This window comes from Solicola gregarius, assembly GCF_025790165.1.
Taxonomy (GTDB): Bacteria; Actinomycetota; Actinomycetes; order Propionibacteriales; family Nocardioidaceae; genus Solicola; species Solicola gregarius.
Window position 1 is genome coordinate 2,980,597 of sequence record NZ_CP094970.1, and the last position, 18,339, is coordinate 2,998,935.

Consider the following 18,339-nt stretch of genomic DNA (forward strand, 5'->3'; position numbering starts at 1 on the left):
TGGTGTGGAATGTGCGGCGTGACCGATCTCGACCGCACCGCCCACGACCGGACCAGGCTCCCGCTCGACGTACGCTCTGCGACCCGTGACGCCGCCACCGGCGCCGCGACGCAGAGCCCGCCGCAGCCGGTCGTCCCGGTACGCCCGCCCGCCGGTGCGCCGAATGTCGTGATCGTGCTGGTCGATGACATGGGCTTCGGCGCGTCGAGTGCGTACGGCGGGCCGTGTGAGATGCCGACGGCCGAGCGTCTCGCCGGGGGCGGCTTGCGCTACAGCCGCTTCCACGTGACCGCACTGTGCTCGCCGACCCGGCAGGCCCTGATGACGGGACGCAACCATCACTCGGTCGGCATGGGCGTCACCTCGGAGATGGCGACCCCGCAGGCCGGGTACACCGGCTACCGGCCGCCGAGCGCCGCGACCATCGCGCAGACCCTGTCCGGCAACGGCTACAGCACGGCTGCGTTCGGCAAGTGGCACCAGACGCCGCCTGCCGAGGTGAATCCGTCAGGTCCCTTCACCCGTTGGCCGACGGGCGAGGGGTTCGATGCGTTCTACGGGTTCATGGCATGCGAGATGAACCACTGGTACCCGCAGCTGTACGACGGCACCACACCGGTCGAGACCGACCGCACGCCCGAAGACGGCTACCACCTGTCCGAGGACCTCGTCGACCACGCGATCGACTGGGTCAACACCCACCAGTCGCTCACGCCCGACAAGCCGTTCTTCACCTACCTCGCGTTGGGCGCGACCCATGCGCCGTTCCACGTCGCACCGGAGTGGACACGCAAGTATGCCGGCCGGTTCGCCGCCGGCTGGGATGCGCAACGCGAGCAGACCCTCGTACGCCAGAAGGAGCTGCGCCTCGTACCCGAGTCCGCCGAGCTCGCGCCATGGGCCGCCGGCGTACCGCACTGGGACGAGCTCGATGAGGCGGAGCGGCGCGTTGCCGCGCGGTTCATGGAGACGTACGCCGGATTCGCCGAGCACGCCGACGCACAGGTCGGCCGGTTCGTCGATGCTCTGGAAGGCGTGGGCGTACTCGAAGACACCTTGTTCGTCTACCTCCTGGGCGACAACGGCGCCTCGGGCGAGGGCGGCATCGAGGGCACGTTCCGCGAGCACCTGGTGGGTCATGGCCTCGCCGACGACACGGCGTACATGGACGCTCATCTCGACCAGCTCGGCGACCCTTCGACGTACCCGATCTACCCGGTCGGCTGGGCGCTAGCGATGAACACGCCGTACCAGTGGACGAAGCAGGTCGCCTCGCACTACGGCGGTACGCGCGACGGGATGATCGTGCACTGGGGGAGCGGGATCGAGGCGCGTGGCGAGATCAGACACCAGTGGCACCACGTGATCGACGTACTTCCGACGGTGCTCGACGCGGCGGGAGTTCCGCAACCGGCGTACGTCAACGGCTTTGCCCAGCAGCCGATCGAGGGCGTCAGCATGCGCTACTCGTTCGACGACCCGAGCGCGCCCGACCGGCGTACGACGCAGTACTTCGAGATGGTCGGCAACCGCGGTATCTACCACGAGGGTTGGACTGCGGTGACCCGCCACGGTGTGCCGTGGCAGATGGTGCCCGAGGGCGACCGGCCGTTCGACGACGACGTGTGGGAGCTGTACGACACGACGACCGACTGGACGCAGGCGTACGACCTCGCCGCCGACCGCCCCGACAAACTGCGCGAGCTCCAGGAGCTGTTCGTCGTCGAGGCCGAGCGGTACAACGTGTTCCCGCTTGACGATCGGGTGACCGAACGAGAGAACCCGCAGATCGCCGGGCGCCTCGACCTGCACCACGGGCGTACGTCGATCGCCCTGGGTGCTGGCGCTGGTCGACTGTCGGAGGACGCAGCGCCGAACGTCAAGAACCGCTCGCATGCGGTCATCGTCGACCTCGAGTGTGGGGACTCGCCCGACGGTGTGCTGGTCGCTCAGGGCGGGCGCTTCGGCGGGTGGTCGCTGTACTGCCGCGGCGGCCTCCTCACGTACGCGTACAACTGCTACGGCCGCGATCGGACTCTCGTGCGTGCGACCAAGCCGTTGACGTCGGGGCAGCACGAGGTCGCGATGCGGTTCGCGTACGACGGCGGGCCGCCCGGGAGCGGAGGAGTCGTACGCCTGGAGATCGACGGCGAGGTCGTCGGCGAGGGGCGGGTCGAGCGCACGACCGCGTACTACTTCAGCTTCGACGAGACGCTCAACGTCGGTGTCGACCGCGGTACGCCGGTTTCCGAGGAGTACGCGCCGGGCACCAACGCGTTCACCGACACGATCCATCGCGTGCGGTTCGACCTCGACGCCGACGGCGCCGGGCCCACCAACGCCGAGCGCATGCGGACGCGCCTCGCCCACCACTAATCACGATGAGTTGAAGGGTTCCTCACGCCGACCGAGGATGCGCCGAATCTCAGCCACATCGCGCGGAAGGGCATCGGTGAGGGCGCGCCAGACGATGCGGTAGTCGATGAACCCGTACTCGTGTGCAACGACATTCCGCATTCGTTTCATCTTCAGCCATTCGACCTCTGGGTTGATTGCGATGAAGTCGGCGTCGAGGCGGGAGACTGCTTCTCCGATCCGGTGCAGCAATGCCTCGGCGACCAGCTGTGTCTGCCGGTGGTCGTGAAAGTTCTGCTCCCCCAGCGAGATCACGTACGCGTCGATCTCATCGGCGAAGGTGAGCATGTCGGTGAGAATGCGCTCCGTCCGGTTGTCGGGGTGCGAGCCGGTCGGTGCACCCGAGACGTTCATACGGCCACGGGTCGGTCGATCTGATCGACGCCGACTGCGCCGTCTGAGATGACATCGACGCGGATCCCGAGTATGGCCTCTAGATCCTCGGTGAATCCGATCTGGTCGTACAGGCTCGCCTCGTCGGAGAAGTGGACCAAGAGGTCCAGGTCCGACGATGTGGTGTCTGCGCCCGTCGCGGACGACCCGAAGACCCGGACGTTGCTCGCGTGGTGCCGCGCGGCGATGGCCAGGATCTGCTCGCGCATCTGTGCGAGCAGCACGGAGGGACGCACTCGAGTTGCTGTCTCGATTCGCGCGAGAGTGGTCGGGCTCGGGGTGAGCCTGCCGGATTCGTATGCCGAGATATTGGGCTGGGCGATTCCGGTCAGGTCGGCGAGCCGGCGCTGAGACAGGCCAGCACGGAGCCGCAACTGTCGTACGTCCATGGACCCATGATATCAGCGTTTATATGGCCAGCTCTAACGCGCGCGCCGCTCACTCCTCGCCGCGGGGTACGACGGTCGACAGCCTCTCGACGGCGTCGTCCATGTGCGCGACGAGCAGCCGGTCGACGAGCGCCGGATCGTCCGCTGCGAAGGCATCGGCGATCGCCTGGTGCTCGGGTACGCGAATGTCCGGTGCGGGGTACGTGCTGCCGAGCGCGTTGATGCACATGCGGGTCTCGGTCAGCAGCGTGTCGTGCATCCGCGACAGGCGTGGACTATGCGCGCCGGCAACCAGACAGTCGTGGAAGTCGAGGTCCGATTCGCCAACCTGGTCTGAGCGTTCGCGATCGGAGGCGGCCGACATCCGGTCGGCGATCTTGCGCAGGTCGCCGGCGGTCTTGGTCGGGTCGTGGTCGAACACCTGCGCCGCCGCGGCCCGCTCGACCGCACTACGCGCGACGTACATATCGCGTACGTCGGCCTCGGTCATCTCGACCACGAACAACCCGCGGTTGGGGATCGAGACCAGGAGTCCTTCCTGGGTGAGTCGCTGCATCCCTTCGCGCAGCGGACCCCGGCTCACGCCGAGCTCGCGGGCGAGCTCTGCCTCGCCGAGCTGGGCTCCCGCGGGGAGCTCGCCGCCCCGGATGGCATCGCGCAGCTTGGCTGCGATGATGCTCGGCGTCGATTCGCGTACGACGGGCTCGAGATGGCGGCGGGTAGACGGCACGGCGGCTCCTATCGGTTCGACGAATCGGCGGTCACCGTCGGAACAGCGTCCCGAGGCCGTCGAGCGGGGGTACGTCGCCGATCAGGTCGAGGCCCTTCCACACCGTTACCTGGTTGGCGGTCAGCACGACCTTCCCGGCGGCCTCTTCGAGGTCGTCGAGCCACGCGAGCGAGTGCATCGCGGTGTCGGGTACGAGCACGGCCTCCGCCTCGGGTACGTCCGCCGCGTGGATCATCGAGACCACGGCGTCCTTGCCGAGCGTACCCACCTCGGCGGCGGTGATGATGCCGTTGCTCCGCATGGTGAGGACGTCGGTGCCGCCCTTGCGCATGAAGTCGACGAAGTGGGTCGCGACGTCCTCGGGGTACGAAGCGGCGACCGCGACCTTGGTGAGGCCGAGGTGCGCGATGGCATCGGCGAACGCGATCGACGTCGACGACACCGGTACGTCGAGCTCGGCGGCGATGCCGTCGACCTGCTCGTGCGCGCCGTCCCAACCGAACACGAAGCTGCCCGACGTACAAGCCCACATGACCGCGTCCGGCTCGTACTGCGAGAGGGCCTTGGCGCCCTCGGCGAGCCGCGGTGCACTGCCGAGGTCGAGCAGCGCGTCGACGCGGTGTGCGTCCTCACCGACGGAGGTGTGGACCAGCGGTAGCCGGACGGCGCCGTCGAGACGCTGCTCCAGCGCGGGGTAGTCGTCCTCGGCGCTATAGCCTGGGTACAGCAGCCCGATCGTCGGACGGTTCTTCATAGGTGCTCCTCGTGACGGCGTCGATGCGATGTGTGACCATCACCTTTCGTCGAGGTCACAATACGATGCAGATTGTTGACAATGCTACTGCTCCTCGTTAGTTTCCAAGAAATCCGCAACCGTTCTCGGATCGCACGACGAAGGGCTCGCATGTACCGCACCGGACCAACGACACGACGTCACCGAATCGGAGTCGCCGCGATCGGAGCCTTGCTCTCCGTCGGCCTGGTGGCCGCGTGCGGTGGTGAGACCGACGACTCCGGCGATCGAGGTGCCAGTGGCGATACCGACAAGAACGCCACCCTGGAGTCGCTGAAGGACAACGGCACCATCACCGTCGGTATCGCCGGCGAGGAGCCCTACAGCTACACCGACGAGGACGGTGAGCTCACCGGTGCCACGATCGCGTTGCACAAGAAGATCTGGGGCGACCTCGGCATCGACAACGTCGAGGCCGAGCAGGTGGAGTGGGACGCCCTGATCCCGGGTCTGAACGCCGGCCGGTACGACGCGATCAGCGCCGGCATGTCGATCCTGCCCGACCGCTGCGAGCAGGCTGACTTCGGTGACCCGGAGATCATGTACACCACCGCCTTGATGGTCCCGGAGGGCAACCCCGAAGACCTGCACGACATGCAGGACATCAAGGACTCCGACGTGTCGTTCTCGGCCATGAACGGTGCCATCGAGCAGGGCTACGCCGACACGATGGGGATCAAAACGATCACCGTCCAGACCCCGGAGGACGGGATGGAGGCCGTGGAGACTGGTCGCGCCGACGTCTACGCGCTGACCGGCATCTCGCTGCGTGCCCTGGCCGAGAAGAACCCCGATGCCAACGTCGAGGTGACCGATCCGTTCACCGCCGTCGTCGACGGCAAGCTTCAGGTCGGCGCCGGCGCCACGGTGTTCCGCAAGGACAGCGACGATCTGCGCGAGGCGTACAACAAGGAGCTCGCCAAGATCGTCGGCGACAAGCAGTCCTTCGAGGACGTCGTCGGCGAGTTCGGCTTCACCGAGGCCGAGCGTCCGAAGGGCGACGTGGACACCGAGATGCTCTGCGCCGGCGACCTGCCGGACGCCGAGTGACTCTGACGGCCGGGCGCCGCCTTGTCTGAGATTCTCGATGCCCTGAGCGACTACGGGCCACAGATCCGAGACGGCCTCTCGGTCACCTTGCAGCTCTCGCTGGGCGGCGCGGTTCTTGCGTTCATCGTTGCGGTGATCCTCGGTCTCGCCGCGATCTCCGGACACGCGGTACCGCGGACGATCTCCCGCATCATCGTGGAGTTCTTCCGCGGCACCTCGCTCGTGGTGCAGCTGTTCTTCATCTACTACGTGTTCCCTGGGTTCGGCCTGGAGCTCGATGCAATTACCTGTGGCGTGATCGCGCTCGGGCTGAACTACGGGGCGTACGGGTCCGAGGTAGTCCGCGGTTCACTCAATGCTGTGCCCAAGGGGCAATGGGAGACAGCCACGGCGCTCTCGATGCCGTGGGTGACCAAGGTCCGCCGGATCATCTGGCCGCAGGCGTGGGCGCTGATGCTGCCCGGCCTGAACAACCTGATGATCATGCTGATCAAGGGGACCGCGATCGCGTTCCTCATCGGGCTGCACGACCTGACGTACGCGACCAACGAGATGCGTAAGGATGGCGTCGAGGTAATGGCGGCGTACACCATCGGGTTTGTCATCTACTACCTGATCTCGCTCGTGTTCTACGGCCTGCTGCGGGTGTTGGAGCGTCGAGCACAGCGCCGGCTCGGGATCACGGTCACGACCAGCGATCCGGCCCAAACGGCTGGCGCGGCAGCAACTGCAGGGGCGGTGGCCTGATGAACTGGCACTGGGATATCGCCGGGGACGCGTTCCCCGTCATGCTGGAGGCCTTCCTCAAGACCACTCTGCTGGTCACGGTGGTGGGCTCGCTGCTGGCCGCCGTCCTCGGATTGGTCTGGGCGATGGGGCAGCGCGAGCTGCCGGGGCCGGCGAGCAAGCTCCTCGGCTGGGTGCTCGGTGTCATCCGGATGACGCCGCTGCCGCTTCAGCTGCTCTTCGTCGTCGCGTTGTTCGCGTACCAATTCGACGGATACCAGCGTTTCGACAGCATCGACTCCACAACGATCCTGACCATCATCGGAATCCTCGTCTTTGGGATTCACTACTCGACGTACATGGCGGAGTCGTACCGCGCCGGTATCGAGTCGATCCCGAAGGGGCAGTGGGAGGCCGCAACGGCTCTCTCCTTGCCATTGGGCCGTACGTGGCGGGCGGTGATGATCCCGCAGGCCGTCCGGGCCACGTTGCCGTCGTTGGGCAACTGGGCCATCGCGATGTTCAAGGACACGCCGTTCCTGCTCGCGATCTCCGTACCGGAGATGGTCGCGGAGGCCAGACGTATCGGTGGTGCGCAATTCTCGTACACCGAAGCCTTCACCATCGCCGGTCTGATCTTCCTGGCGGCGAGCTATCCGACCGCCATCCTGATGCGCAAATTGGAGAAGAAGCTTGCCTACTGAGAACGCATCACCGCGAATCGTGTTCGAGGACGTGCTGAAGCAGTTCGGCAAGAACACCGTCCTGAACAACCTCAACTTCTCCGTGGAACAGGGGGAGAGGGTCACCCTGATCGGCCCGAGTGGGTCCGGCAAGACGACGATCCTTCGGTTGCTGATGACGCTGGAGGACCTCACCGGCGGCTACATCTATGTCGACGGCGACCCGCTCTCGTACGCCAAGCGGGACGGCAAGCGGGTCAAGCTGCGGCCGAAGGAGATCAGCCGGATCCGGCGCCGGATCGGGATGGTCTTCCAGCAGTTCAACCTGTTTCCGAACATGTCGGTGCTCGACAACGTCATCGAGGCACCGGTGCACGTACTCGGCATTGACAAGGACGAGGCCCGAGAAAAGGCGGAGAAGCGACTGGAGCAGGTCGGCCTCGGCGACAAGACGAACGCCCATCCGACTCAGCTCTCGGGCGGACAGCAACAGCGGGTCGCGATCGCGCGTGCACTGGCGATGGAGCCGGAGATCCTGCTGCTGGACGAGGTCACCTCGGCCCTCGACCCGGAACTGGTCAAGGACGTCCTCGGGGTACTCCGCGACCTTGCGGACACCACCGACATCACCATGCTGATCGTGACGCACGAGATGCAGTTCGCCCGAGACGTCTCGAACCGCGTACTGATGTTCGACCAGGGGCACATCATCGAGGAGGCGAAGCCCGACGTGATGTTCACCGACCCGACGCATCGACGTACTCGGGAGTTCCTCGAGGCGATCCTCTAGGAGTTCGCGCGATTCTCAGATGCTGTGCAGATTGTTGACAATCTGTTCGGTCGGTCGCTAGTTTGCCGGAACGGTCAGCCTGCGCACATCAATGACGCTGTGCGCGCTGACCGTTCTTCGCGCCCGTCGCCATGATTGGACCGAGCCACATGACGCACGACCCATCCAGACGCCGGCTGCTGCGCGGAATCGGTGCAGCGACCGTCGGCGTCCCGCTACTGGGCTGGTCGACCGGCTGTACGTTCACCGAACCCGGTACCGGCGCCCCGAAGGGCAGCGTGCTGGACCGCGGCCGCGACCAGGGCTACCTCAAGGTGGCGATCTTCAACGAGCCGCCGTACACCAAGCTCGAGGTCGACGGCACCGTCACCGGCGCCGAGCCAGACGTACTCCGTGCGGTGCTCAAGAGGCTCGGCATCGACGACATCGACGGCGTACGCATCGAGTACGACGCGATGATCCCGGCGCTCAAGTCTGGCCAGGTCGACGTGATCGCCGCGGGGCTGTTCATGAAGCAGTCAAGGTGTTCCGAGGTTGCGTACACAGAGCCGGTGATCGTGTCGACCGAGTCGTTCGCGGTGCCGCCGGGCAACCCGGACAAGGTCACCACCATCCAGGACGTACTCGACAACCCGAAGCTGAAGATCGCGGTGCTACCGGGAGGCTTCGAGGAGGGCATCCTGATTTCCGCCAAGGTGCCCGAGTCGCAGCGGGTGATCGTCCGCGACAACGTCACGGGCGTCGAGGCGCTGGAGGCGGGCCGCGCCGACGCGTTCCTGCTTCCGACGCTGTCGCTGGAGGGCCTGGCGAAGGACAACGACAGCTTCGAGGTCACCGATCCGGTCGAGGACGCCCCGGCCACCGGCTCCGGTGCGGCGTTCGAGCAGTCGCAGACCGACGACGTCGCCGAGTACAACGACGAGCTCGCGAAGTTCAAGCAGACAAGCGATTTCGACGAGCTGATGGACAAGTGGGGGTTCGACGCCGACGCGGCGCGCAACGCCACCACCGAAGAACTCTGCAAGGCAGAGGGGTGACCGCCGATGTCTGATGTCCTCGAATACCAAAGCCTGCTCTGGGACGGCCTCTGGACCACCGTCGTCGCATCGTTCTTCGGGATCCTGCTGACGATTGTGGTCGCGTTCGTGGTCGGCATGATGCGGCTGTCGAAGACCCGATGGCTGCGCGCTCCGTCGTACGTCTTCGTGGAGTTCTTCCGCGGTACGTCGATCCTCGTGCAGCTGTTCTGGGTGGTGTACGCGCTTCCCTTCCTGGGCGTGCGGTTCACCGACAACCTCGTTGCAGGCATCGTCGTGCTCGGGCTGAACGAGGGGGCGTACGCCTCGGAGGTCGTACGTGGTGCGATCGCGTCGCGGCCGCGCGGCCAGACCGAGGCCGGGATCGCTCTCGGGCTCACGCCCGGGCAGCGAATGCGTCGCATCCTCATCCCGCAGTCGATCCCGGTGATGCTGCCGTCGTTCGGCAACGTCGCCGTCGACCTGCTGAAGGCAACCCCGCTGCTGTACTTCATCACCGTCACGGAGTTCACCGCGGACGGCCTGGCGATTCGCACCGAGACCCAGGAGACGACCGCGGTCATGCTTTCGCTGCTCGTCGTCTACTTCGTCCTGTCGATGATCCTGGCACTTCTCACGCGGTTGCTGGAGAACAGATTCGCCCTGGAACGTCGTACGCACCCGCTCCTGCGGCCGCTCGTCGGGAGTGCCTCATGAACGAATCGATGATCCTCGCCGCCGACGAGCTCTGGGACAACGGGTACGCGGCCGACATCTTCCCCGAGCTCCTCGACGCGTTCTGGCTGACGATCCGGTTGACCCTCGTCGGTATGGCGATCGCGCTGGTGCTCGGGCTGATCGTTGCGGTGGTCCGTTACCCGCGGATACCCGTGCTGTCCCGGCTGTTCGACTTCTACGTGCTCTTCATCCGGGGCACGCCGCTGCTGGTGCAGATCTTCGCGGTCTACTTCATCCTGCCCGACTACGGCATCACGCTGTCGGGCTTCGTGACCGGCGTACTCGTGCTCGGCATCAACTACAGCGCGTACACCGCGGAGGTCTATCGCGCTGGGATCGAGGCGTTGCCGAAGGGGCAATGGGAGGCGGCGACGGCGCTGAACCTTCCGCGAGGGCGCACGTGGACCAAGATCGTGCTGCCGCAGTCGATCGCGCCGACCATCCCGGTGCTCGGCAACTACCTGATCCAGATGTTCAAGGACACCGCGTTGCTGTACGCGATCGGCAGTCCCGAGGTGATGACCGTGGCGCGCCAGATCGGCCAGACGAACGGCGAGTTCCTGGAGCCGTTGACCATCGCCGGGATCATGTACCTGGTGATCAGCTACATCTCTTCGCTGGGGATCAAGCGACTGGAGCGTCACTATGCGCTGGCCGCCTGACCTGCCCGCCCCCGTACGTACCGAGAGGAACCCCCGATGATCACCTTCGAGAACGTCAGCAAGAGTTGGGGCGACAACCACGTCCTGCGCTCGCTCAACTTCGAGGTCACCGCCGGTGAGAAGGTATCGATCATCGGGCCGTCGGGATCCGGTAAGACGACGATCCTGCGCGTCCTGATGACGCTGGAGACTCCGGACGACGGACTGGTCACGATCGAGGGCGACACGTTGTGGGATGCGCGCGACGGCAAGAAGCCCAAGGAGACCAAGCAGATGCGGGCCGTACGTAGCAAGGTCGGCATGGTCTTCCAGTCCTTCAACCTGTTCCCGCACATGACGGCGTTCGAGAACCTCATCGAGGCGCCGATCCGCGTACTCGGCATGAGCAAGGACGAGGCGGGGGAGCGTGCGCGCGGGCTGCTCGAGCAGGTGGGCCTGAGCGATCACGCCGACCACAAGCCGCCGAAGCTGTCGGGCGGCCAGCAGCAGCGCGTCGCCATCGCGCGTGCAATGGCGATGCGACCGTCGATCCTGCTGTTCGACGAGCCGACGTCGGCGCTCGACCCCGAGCTGATCGGCGACGTGTTGGCGGTCATCCGCGATCTCGCGAACGACACCGATATGACGATGCTGATGGTCACCCACGAGATGCGGTTCGCCGAGGAGATCTCCGACCGGGTCGTGATGTTCGACTCCGGTGCCGCGGTGGAGACCGGCCCGCCCGAGCAGGTGCTGAAGAACCCGACACACGAGCGTACGCAGCGCTTCCTGCACGCGGTGCTCGACCACTGAACTACCCGCCGAGGTACGGATTCCCGCCAATAGAGCACCCCCATTTGGCGGGAATCCGTACCTCGGCGGCCCTGCGCCCTGCGCTACGCGCTCAGCAGTCGCATGGCAGCGAGCGCGTACGTGCGGGCGGCCACCACGAGTTCGTCGAGGCCGACCGACTCGTCGGGCTGATGCGCCTGCGTGCCCACGGATCCGGGCCCCAGTACGACGACCGGCGTCCCGTACGCCCGGGCGATGAAGCCGCCATCGCAGGCGGCCGTCCACCCGGCGAGCGGCAGACCCGGGCCCCCGGCCGCGCCGAGAGCGCCGTCGACCGCCGCCACGAACCCATGCTCGGCGGGCGTCTCGAAGCCCGGCATCTCCATGGTCATTGCGATCTCGACACCGAGGCCACGCGAGTCGAGGCCCAGCGCGGCGATGCGTTCGCGCGTCGCCGCGAGCACCGGCGCCCCCTCCTCCGTCGGCAGCAGCCGTCGGTCGACCATCAGGTGACATTCGGCAGGCACGGTCGACGTACCGAGCCCACCGTCGACGCGCCCGACGTTCCACGTCGGTGGACCTACCAGCGGGTGGGAGTCGCCCGCGGCCAGCTCGTGGTGCCACGCCTCGAGGTCGGCAACGATCGCCGCCGCACCGTAGATCGCGTTGACGCCGTCGGCCGGGTTGCCCGAATGCGCCGCATGACCGGACACCGCGATCTCGATGTACGAGTCGCCACGGGCGGCGATGATCGGCTGCAGGTCGGTCGGCTCGGCGACGATGCAGCCGCCGTAGCCTGCGCCACCGCCTCGCTCGATGTAGCGGCGGACGCCCTTGCCGGTCTCCTCCTCGTCCATGACGGCGGCGAGCTCGACCGGGCCGGCGAGCGAGATGCCGGCCGTACGAAGGGCCGCCATCGCGACCACGGAGGCGGCCAGACCGCCCTTCATGTCGGTCGACCCGCGCCCGTACAGCCGCCCGTCGCGCACCTCGCCACCGACCGGATCGAGCGTCCAGCCGTCGCCGACCGGCACCACGTCGGTGTGCCCGAGCAGCAGCAGGCCCGGCTCGGACCCGCCCGCAAGCGTCGCCGACACGTTCGGCCGGCCCGGCTCGACCTCGTCGACCTCGACCGACAGCCCACGCGTACGACACGCATCGGCAAGCACAGCTGCGGTCTCGGCCTCACCGCCGGGCGGATTCTGACCCGGTGCAGCGACGAGTGCGCTCGTCAGTGCGGCGACCTCGCCGACGGTGATCCGGTCGAGCACCTCGCGCTCGGCCGGCGTCAGGTCGCCCGTCACCGAGCCACCTTGTCGCTGTTCGACGGTCGCGCTCGTCGACCCGCTCGTTCCTCGCTCTCTCCTTGCCGCTCGATCGCGCGACGCAGACGGCGTACGCCCTCCCGCGTACGCTCCGCATCGGTCGTCGCGAAGCACAGCCGCAGCGCGTCCGAGAAGTGGCCCTCCGGCGAGAACGCCGGACCCGGAATGTACGCGACGCCCTCCGCCAACGCGGTCTCGAAGAGCTCCTGGGTATCGACGCCGTTGGAGAGCGTCACCCACAGGAAGAACCCGCCCTCGGGATCGGTCCAGCGGGCGATGTCGCCGAGGTGCTCCTGAAGTGCGTCCTGCATCGCGTGCTTGCGCTTGCGGTACTGCTCGCGCTGGGTCGCCAGGTGCTTCTCGAGATGCCCGCCCTCGAGGAAGCCGGACACGAGCCGCTGCGCAGGCAGGTTGGTGCACGTGTCCATCGCCTGCTTGGCGTTGATCAGCAGCGACTGCAGCTCTGGCGCGGTGTCGACCCAGCCGACCCGCAGGCCAGGCGCGATGATCTTGGAGAACGTACGTACGGAGAACACCAGCGGATCGCCCTCGCCGACCTCGCGCAGCGTCGGCAGGTCGTCGCCCTCGAAGCGCAGCATCCCGTACGGGTCGTCGTCGATGACGACGGCGCCCCACGTACGAGCAAGCTCGAGCAGCTGGTGACGGCGCTCGAGCGACATCGTCGAACCGGACGGGTTCTGGAACGTCGGCACCGTGTAGATCGCCTTGGGTGTGCGTCCGGCGCGCTCGGCGATCGCTGGCAGAGCGTCGACCACCATGCCGTCGTCGTCGACGGGCACCTCGGCCAGCTCCGCGCCGTACGACAGTGCCGTCGCGCTGCCGTTGGTGTACGTCGGGCCCTCGACGACGACGAGATCGCCCGGGTCGACGAACAGCTTGCACGCGAGGTCGAGCCCCTGCATGCCGCCGGCCGTGATCGTCAGCCGGTCTTCCGTCGTCTCGTCGCTCGTACCCTTCAGCGTCGCGAGCAACGCCTCGCGCAGGGGCGGGTCGCCCTCGGTCGCGGCGTATCCGTACGCGTCGGCGGCGTCCGGCGCGAGAGCGGTCTCGGTGATACCGGCCAGGATCTGCGACGGTACGGCGTCGTCGGCCGGGCTCCCCATCGCGAACCGCACGATGTCGTGGGTCTGCTGCTGCAGCAGCGAGGTGCTCGAGTCGATCACCGACCCGACGAGCTGATCGGCGCGCGCGGCGAGCGGGAGATTCGTGGCGGTCATGCGATCACTTCCTGACGGTGAGTTCGTGCGGCAGGTCGGTCAGGTGCTCGACACCGTCGCCGGAGACGACGATCGGCTCGGACAGCTCGTAACCCCAGCCGTCCATCCAGATTCCCAGGATGACGTGGAAGGCCATCCCGGCTTCAAGCACGGTGGGGTCACCGGCGCGCAGGCTCACGGTGCGCTCGCCCCAGTCGGGCGGGTAGCCGATGCCGATCGAGTAGCCGATTCGCGATTCTTTGACCAGGCCCTGCCGGTTGAGGATGTCGTTGACGCTCGCGTGTACGTCGGCGACGACGACGCCCGGCTTGATCGCCTCGCACCCGGCGGCGAGCGCCTCGTCGACGGCGTTCGCGGTGTCTGTCAGCAGCGGCGGCGGATCGCCGAGGTGGATGGTGCGCGCGAGTGGTGCGTGGTAGCGACCGAACGCGCCCGCGAGCTCGATCGTCGTTGCCTCGCCGGAGACGAACGGTTGCTCGCTCCAGGTCAGATGCGGAGTGCCTGCGGCCGCCCCGGTGGGGAGCATCGGCGGGATCGCGGGGTAGTCGCCGCCGTGCTCGGCCGTGCCTCGCGCCTGCGCCGCGACGATGTCGCCCGCCACGTCACACTGGCGGCGACCCGGCCACACCGACTCCAGGGCCGCTTGCATCGTCGCCTCGGCGATCTGGCCGGCGATGCGCAGCTGGGCGATCTCGTGTTCGGACTTCACCAGACGTACCCAGTTGACCAGCTCCCCGCTGTCGACGACGCGGGCGCCGTCGAGGCCCTCGACGAGCGAGACGTACGCGCGTGCGGAGAAGAAGTGCGAGTCGCACTCCGCGCCGATGACGGCATCGGGGCCTGCCGGGAGTACGCCACGCGCGCGAGCCGTCTCGGTGATCCAGCCGAACGGATGGATGTCCGGGCGGTGGACGAGCGTCTCGGGGTAGCCGACGATGTGCTCGTCGAGCAGGTTGCAGGTGTGCCGCGCGCCGGCGGCGTCCATCGCCCGCGCGAAGAGCGTCGGCGGCCCGTCGGCCGGCAGGACCAGGCACTGCGGCGTGTAGAACGACCAGGCGTTGTAACCGGTCAGGTAGAACAGGTTCGCCGGGTCGGTCACGACCAGTGCAGACAGCGACCTCCTCTCCATCGATGCGCGTACGCGGCGCAGCCGCTCCGCGTACTCGGCGTCACTGGCCATGCTGGCCATCTCGGGCGAGCGAGTCATCGGGTCCTCCCTTCGATTGTGAGTGGCGCATCCGAATGCACCGCAATTTGAGATTTCCGGCCCCTCGACACGGTGGCCGAACGGTCAGCTGTGCAGCAGCGCCTGCCCCTGGCCGATCGCGTTCTTGCCAATGGCCCGCAGTGCGGCCCACATCGTCGCCTGGTTGGCGGTCACGATCGGCTTGCCGAGCTCGCGCTCGAGCGGCGCGATGACGTCGTACGTCGGCAGGTTGGTGCACGAGACCACGATGGCGTCGGCTTCGGGCCGATCTGCCTGCCGGATCAGTCGCTTCGTGCGCGCGTACCCGACCTCCCAGATCTTCTCGTGCAGGCCCAGGCAGGCCTTGCCGACGACGTCGATCTCGGCCTCGTTGAGGTACTCGTCGAGCAGGGCGGTCATCGGCTCGTCGTACGGCGTGGCGATCGAGACCTGCTTGGCGCCGAGGTGGCTGATCGCCTGCAGCACGGCGCCGGAGGTCGTGAGTGCCTTTGCCGCGCCGGCGGTCTCCATCGACGACACCAGGCTGTTCTCGCCGAGGATGCCGTTCGCGAAGCTGCCCGAGGTGCAGCCGTACGCGACGACGGCCGGCTCGATCACGGACAGGTCGGCCACGCACTGGGCGATCGCGGTCGGGTCACCGATCAGCATCGCCATCTCGACGGTGACCGGCAGCGGTACGAAGGCCTCCCGGGTGAAGTGCAGCGTGACCCCTTTCGGAGTCCAGCGCCACATCTCGCCGTCCAGTGCCATGTCGTGGGGCACGACGATGCCGACGCGCAGCGGCATCGAGGGACCGACGAGGTCGTCGACCTCGACGGGCGCGTCCGCGGCTTCGTTGCCGGCGGGGATCGAGGTCGTCATGCGGAAATGATGCACTAGCGAAGGGATTGTTGACAATCCTACGGGCCGCTTCCTAGGCTCCCTGCGTGAATCCACTTGCCGCCCGACCCGTCATCGCCGTGCTCACCGCGCCCGGGGTCGACAACCCTGCGGGCATCGAAACGATCGAGGCGCGCGCCGACGTGCGCTATACGTACGCCGACGGGCTGGCCGATGCGGTCGCCGGTGCGGACGCGTTGCTGCTGTGGGACTTCTTCTCGACGGCGGTACGCGACGCGTGGCCGCGGGCCGACTCGCTGCGCTGGATCCACATCGCGGCGGCGGGCCTCGACAAGCTGCTGTTCGACGAGCTGCGTGAGTCCGAGGTGGTCGTCACCAATGCGCGGGGCGTGTTCGACCGGCCGATCGCGGAGTTCGTGCTCGCGTCGATCCTCGCGCGGGCCAAGGGCCTGCACGTCAGCCACGACCACCAGCTCGAGCGTCGCTGGGAGCACCGCGAGACGCGTACGCTCGTCGGCGAGAAGGCGCTGGTGGTCGGCACCGGAGCGATCGGTCGCGAGTCCGCCCGCCTGCTGGCCGCCGTCGGCATGGAGGTACGCGGCGCCGGGCGTACGGCCCGCAGCGGAGACCCGGACTTCGGCGAGGTCGTCGAGAGCGCCTCGCTCGCCGAGCAGGTCGGCTGGGCCGACCACGTCGTCGTCGCGGCGCCACTCACGGAGCAGACGCGCGGGCTCGTCGGCGCGGACGTCATCGATGCGATGCAGCCGTCCGCGCATCTGGTCAACATCGGGCGCGGCGAGATCGTCGACGAAGATGCCCTGCTTGCGGCGCTGAGCTCCGGCGGCATCGCGGCCGCGTCGCTCGACGTGTTCTGCCATGAGCCGCTCCCCGACGACAGCCCGATGTGGACCACGCCGGGAGTCGTCGTCTCGCCGCACATGTCGGGTGACGTGCTCGGCTGGCGTGAGACGCTCGCCCGGCAGTTCGTCGACAACGCGCGCCGGTTCCTCGACGGGGAACCGCTGGCTAACGTCGTCGACAAGCGTCTCGGTTTCGTGCCTGCCGACACCTCAAGGAGCCCCCGTGCCTGATCCGAACCTCTGGTCCGTGTCCGAGCTGACCGCCGCGTACCGCTCGCGAGAGGTCTCGCCCGTCGAGGCGACGCAGGCGGCGCTCGACGCGATCGCCGCGCACGACGGCGACGTGAACGCGTTCGTACGCGTCGAGGACGAGTACGCGCTGGAGTCGGCGCGTGCCTCGGAGAAGCGGTGGGCCGCCGGGGAGCCGGTCGGTGCGGCGGACGGCGTACCGACCTCCATCAAGGACATCTTCCTCACCCGCGACTGGCCGACCCTGCGCGGCAGCGCGCTGATCGACGAGGGCGGGCCGTGGCCGGAGGACGCGCCGGCCGTCGCGCGGCTTCGCGAGTCGGGTGCGGTCTTCCTGGGCAAGACGACGACACCGGAGTTCGCCTGGAAGGGTGTCACCGACTCGCCTCGCTTCGGCGCAACCGGCAACCCGTGGGGCGCCGGCCTCACCGCCGGCGGTTCGAGCGGCGGCAGCGCGTCGGCCGTCGGTCTCGGCATGGGGACGTGGTCGGTCGGCACCGACGGCGGGGGCTCCGTACGGATCCCGGCGGCGTTCACGGGCACGGTGGCGATCAAGCCGACGTACGGCCTCATCCCGCTGTATCCGGCGAGCCCGTTCGGCACCCTCGCGCACGCGGGGCCGATGACCCGCTCGGTGACCGACACGGCCGCGATGCTCGACATCATCACCGGCTTCGACGCGCGCGACTGGTCGGCGATGCCGACGCCGACGACGTCGTTCCTCGACGGTCTCGACGACGGTGTCGCCGGGATGCGGATCGCGTACTCGCCGAACCTCGGATTCGTGCGGAACGACCCCGAGGTCGACGCTGCGGTACGAGCGGCGGTGGCGGCGCTCGCGGACGCCGGTGCCGTGGTCGAGGAGGTCGATCCCGGGTTCGACGACCCGGTCGAGGCGTTCGAGGTGCTGTGGTTCAGCGGCGCAGCGAAGGTGATCGAGCCGTACGGCGACGGCGCGCTCGAGCGCATCGACCCGGGGCTGCGCGAAGGTGTCGAGCGAGGCCGGCAGCTGTCGGCCGGCGACTACCTCGACGCGACCGCGGTACGAATGGCGCTCGGCAAGCGGATGAGCGAGTTCCACGAGGCGTACGACGTGCTGCTGACACCGACGATGCCGATCGCGGCCTTCGAGACCGGCCGCGACGCGCCGGCGGGCTCAGCCTCGTCGGCGTGGACGAGCTGGACGCCGTACACGTACCCGTTCAACCTGACCCAGCAGCCCGCGCTGAGCGTGCCCTGCGGCTTCACGTCCGCTGGGCTGCCCGTCGGCCTGCACGTCGTCGGCCCGCGCCACGCCGATGCCCGGGTGCTCCGTGTCGGCCGGGCGTACGAGCGCGCGGGCGACTGGTCGAGCGTGGTGCCCGCCCTGCTGCAGACCTGACCCCCGCCGCAACGAATAGACATTTGTTACGCCAGGGCATGACAAATGTCTATTTGTCCGGCGGACCTTGCCACTCCCCGACG

Annotated in this window: 19 protein-coding genes; 11 read left to right on the top strand and 8 right to left on the bottom strand. The window is 67.8% G+C overall.

Annotated features, from left to right (window positions below; all coding sequences use genetic code 11):
• The first annotated feature begins 18 nt into the window (after nt 1-18).
• Nucleotides 19-2,376: an arylsulfatase gene (locus L0C25_RS14660; RefSeq protein WP_271632414.1), complete on the top strand. Its 2,358-nt coding sequence runs from the start codon at nt 19-21 to the stop codon at nt 2,374-2,376.
• Here L0C25_RS14660 and L0C25_RS14665 read toward each other — a convergent pair whose 3' ends face one another.
• From L0C25_RS14665 to L0C25_RS14680, 4 genes are read right to left on the bottom strand one after another with little or no spacing between them, the layout of a single operon-like run.
• Nucleotides 2,377-2,769 (bottom strand): HepT-like ribonuclease domain-containing protein, encoded by a 393-nt coding sequence (locus tag L0C25_RS14665; protein WP_271632415.1) that lies wholly within the window; start codon nt 2,767-2,769, stop codon nt 2,377-2,379. It abuts the gene before it with no gap.
• Entirely contained in the window at nt 2,766-3,197 is a 432-nt protein-coding gene (locus L0C25_RS14670) for an XRE family transcriptional regulator (RefSeq protein WP_271632417.1), read from the bottom strand. Before L0C25_RS14670 ends, L0C25_RS14665 begins: the two co-directional genes overlap by 4 nt.
• 49 nt (nt 3,198-3,246) lie before the next feature.
• On the bottom strand, nt 3,247-3,927 hold the full coding sequence (locus L0C25_RS14675; protein ID WP_271632419.1) for a GntR family transcriptional regulator: 681 nt from the start codon (nt 3,925-3,927) through the stop codon (nt 3,247-3,249).
• A gap of 31 nt (nt 3,928-3,958) precedes the next feature.
• Complete coding sequence (locus L0C25_RS14680) at nt 3,959-4,681, bottom strand: maleate cis-trans isomerase family protein (protein ID WP_271632420.1); 723 nt, start codon at nt 4,679-4,681, stop codon at nt 3,959-3,961.
• Between the two features lie 81 nt (nt 4,682-4,762).
• On the opposite strand from L0C25_RS14680, the gene ehuB (L0C25_RS14685) reads away from it, so the two are divergent.
• The 8 genes from ehuB (L0C25_RS14685) to ehuA (L0C25_RS14720) all read left to right on the top strand — a co-directional run bounded on the left by ehuB (L0C25_RS14685) (nt 4,763) and on the right by ehuA (L0C25_RS14720) (nt 11,177).
• On the top strand, nt 4,763-5,770 hold the full coding sequence (ehuB, locus tag L0C25_RS14685) for an ectoine/hydroxyectoine ABC transporter substrate-binding protein EhuB (RefSeq protein WP_271632421.1): 1,008 nt from the start codon (nt 4,763-4,765) through the stop codon (nt 5,768-5,770).
• A gap of 21 nt (nt 5,771-5,791) precedes the next feature.
• Nucleotides 5,792-6,517 (top strand): amino acid ABC transporter permease, encoded by a 726-nt coding sequence (locus L0C25_RS14690; RefSeq protein WP_271632422.1) that lies wholly within the window; start codon nt 5,792-5,794, stop codon nt 6,515-6,517.
• Complete coding sequence (locus tag L0C25_RS14695; protein WP_271632423.1) at nt 6,517-7,200, top strand: amino acid ABC transporter permease; 684 nt, start codon at nt 6,517-6,519, stop codon at nt 7,198-7,200. The genes L0C25_RS14690 and L0C25_RS14695 overlap by 1 nt, the downstream gene beginning before the upstream one ends.
• A complete protein-coding gene (ehuA, locus tag L0C25_RS14700) occupies nt 7,190-7,969 on the top strand; it encodes an ectoine/hydroxyectoine ABC transporter ATP-binding protein EhuA (RefSeq protein WP_271632424.1) in 780 nt (259 codons plus the stop codon). Before L0C25_RS14695 ends, ehuA (L0C25_RS14700) begins: the two co-directional genes overlap by 11 nt.
• Nucleotides 7,970-8,118: 149 nt before the next feature.
• The gene (gene ehuB / locus L0C25_RS14705) at nt 8,119-9,006 is read left to right on the top strand and encodes an ectoine/hydroxyectoine ABC transporter substrate-binding protein EhuB (protein WP_271632425.1); all 888 of its coding nucleotides are present in this window, start codon (nt 8,119-8,121) and stop codon (nt 9,004-9,006) included.
• A gap of 6 nt (nt 9,007-9,012) precedes the next feature.
• Nucleotides 9,013-9,702 carry an ectoine/hydroxyectoine ABC transporter permease subunit EhuC gene (gene ehuC / locus L0C25_RS14710; protein ID WP_271632426.1) on the top strand — a complete coding sequence of 230 codons (690 nt, stop codon included), beginning with the start codon at nt 9,013-9,015 and terminating at the stop codon, nt 9,700-9,702.
• Nucleotides 9,699-10,385, top strand: a complete 687-nt coding sequence (ehuD, locus tag L0C25_RS14715) for an ectoine/hydroxyectoine ABC transporter permease subunit EhuD (protein ID WP_271632427.1) — start codon at nt 9,699-9,701, stop codon at nt 10,383-10,385. The genes ehuC and ehuD overlap by 4 nt, the downstream gene beginning before the upstream one ends.
• A gap of 36 nt (nt 10,386-10,421) precedes the next feature.
• Entirely contained in the window at nt 10,422-11,177 is a 756-nt protein-coding gene (gene ehuA, locus L0C25_RS14720; RefSeq protein WP_271632428.1) for an ectoine/hydroxyectoine ABC transporter ATP-binding protein EhuA, read from the top strand.
• An 83-nt stretch (nt 11,178-11,260) separates the two neighbouring features.
• Here ehuA (L0C25_RS14720) and L0C25_RS14725 read toward each other — a convergent pair whose 3' ends face one another.
• The 4 genes from L0C25_RS14725 to L0C25_RS14740 form a co-directional block, all read right to left on the bottom strand.
• The gene (locus L0C25_RS14725; RefSeq protein ID WP_271632429.1) at nt 11,261-12,460 is read right to left on the bottom strand and encodes a M20 family metallopeptidase; all 1,200 of its coding nucleotides are present in this window, start codon (nt 12,458-12,460) and stop codon (nt 11,261-11,263) included.
• Nucleotides 12,457-13,719, bottom strand: a complete 1,263-nt coding sequence (locus tag L0C25_RS14730; RefSeq protein WP_271632430.1) for an aminotransferase-like domain-containing protein — start codon at nt 13,717-13,719, stop codon at nt 12,457-12,459. The genes L0C25_RS14725 and L0C25_RS14730 overlap by 4 nt, the downstream gene beginning before the upstream one ends.
• Nucleotides 13,720-13,723: 4 nt before the next feature.
• Complete coding sequence (locus tag L0C25_RS14735) at nt 13,724-14,926, bottom strand: M24 family metallopeptidase (protein WP_271632431.1); 1,203 nt, start codon at nt 14,924-14,926, stop codon at nt 13,724-13,726.
• An 84-nt stretch (nt 14,927-15,010) separates the two neighbouring features.
• Nucleotides 15,011-15,787 carry a maleate cis-trans isomerase family protein gene (locus L0C25_RS14740; RefSeq protein WP_271632432.1) on the bottom strand — a complete coding sequence of 259 codons (777 nt, stop codon included), beginning with the start codon at nt 15,785-15,787 and terminating at the stop codon, nt 15,011-15,013.
• A gap of 65 nt (nt 15,788-15,852) precedes the next feature.
• Here L0C25_RS14740 and L0C25_RS14745 point away from each other — a divergent pair, with 65 nt between their 5' ends.
• Entirely contained in the window at nt 15,853-16,857 is a 1,005-nt protein-coding gene (locus L0C25_RS14745) for a D-2-hydroxyacid dehydrogenase (RefSeq protein ID WP_271632433.1), read from the top strand.
• Nucleotides 16,850-18,256, top strand: coding sequence for an amidase (locus tag L0C25_RS14750; protein WP_271632434.1), 1,407 nt, complete (start codon nt 16,850-16,852; stop codon nt 18,254-18,256). The genes L0C25_RS14745 and L0C25_RS14750 overlap by 8 nt, the downstream gene beginning before the upstream one ends.
• Nucleotides 18,257-18,339: the final 83 nt, after the last annotated feature.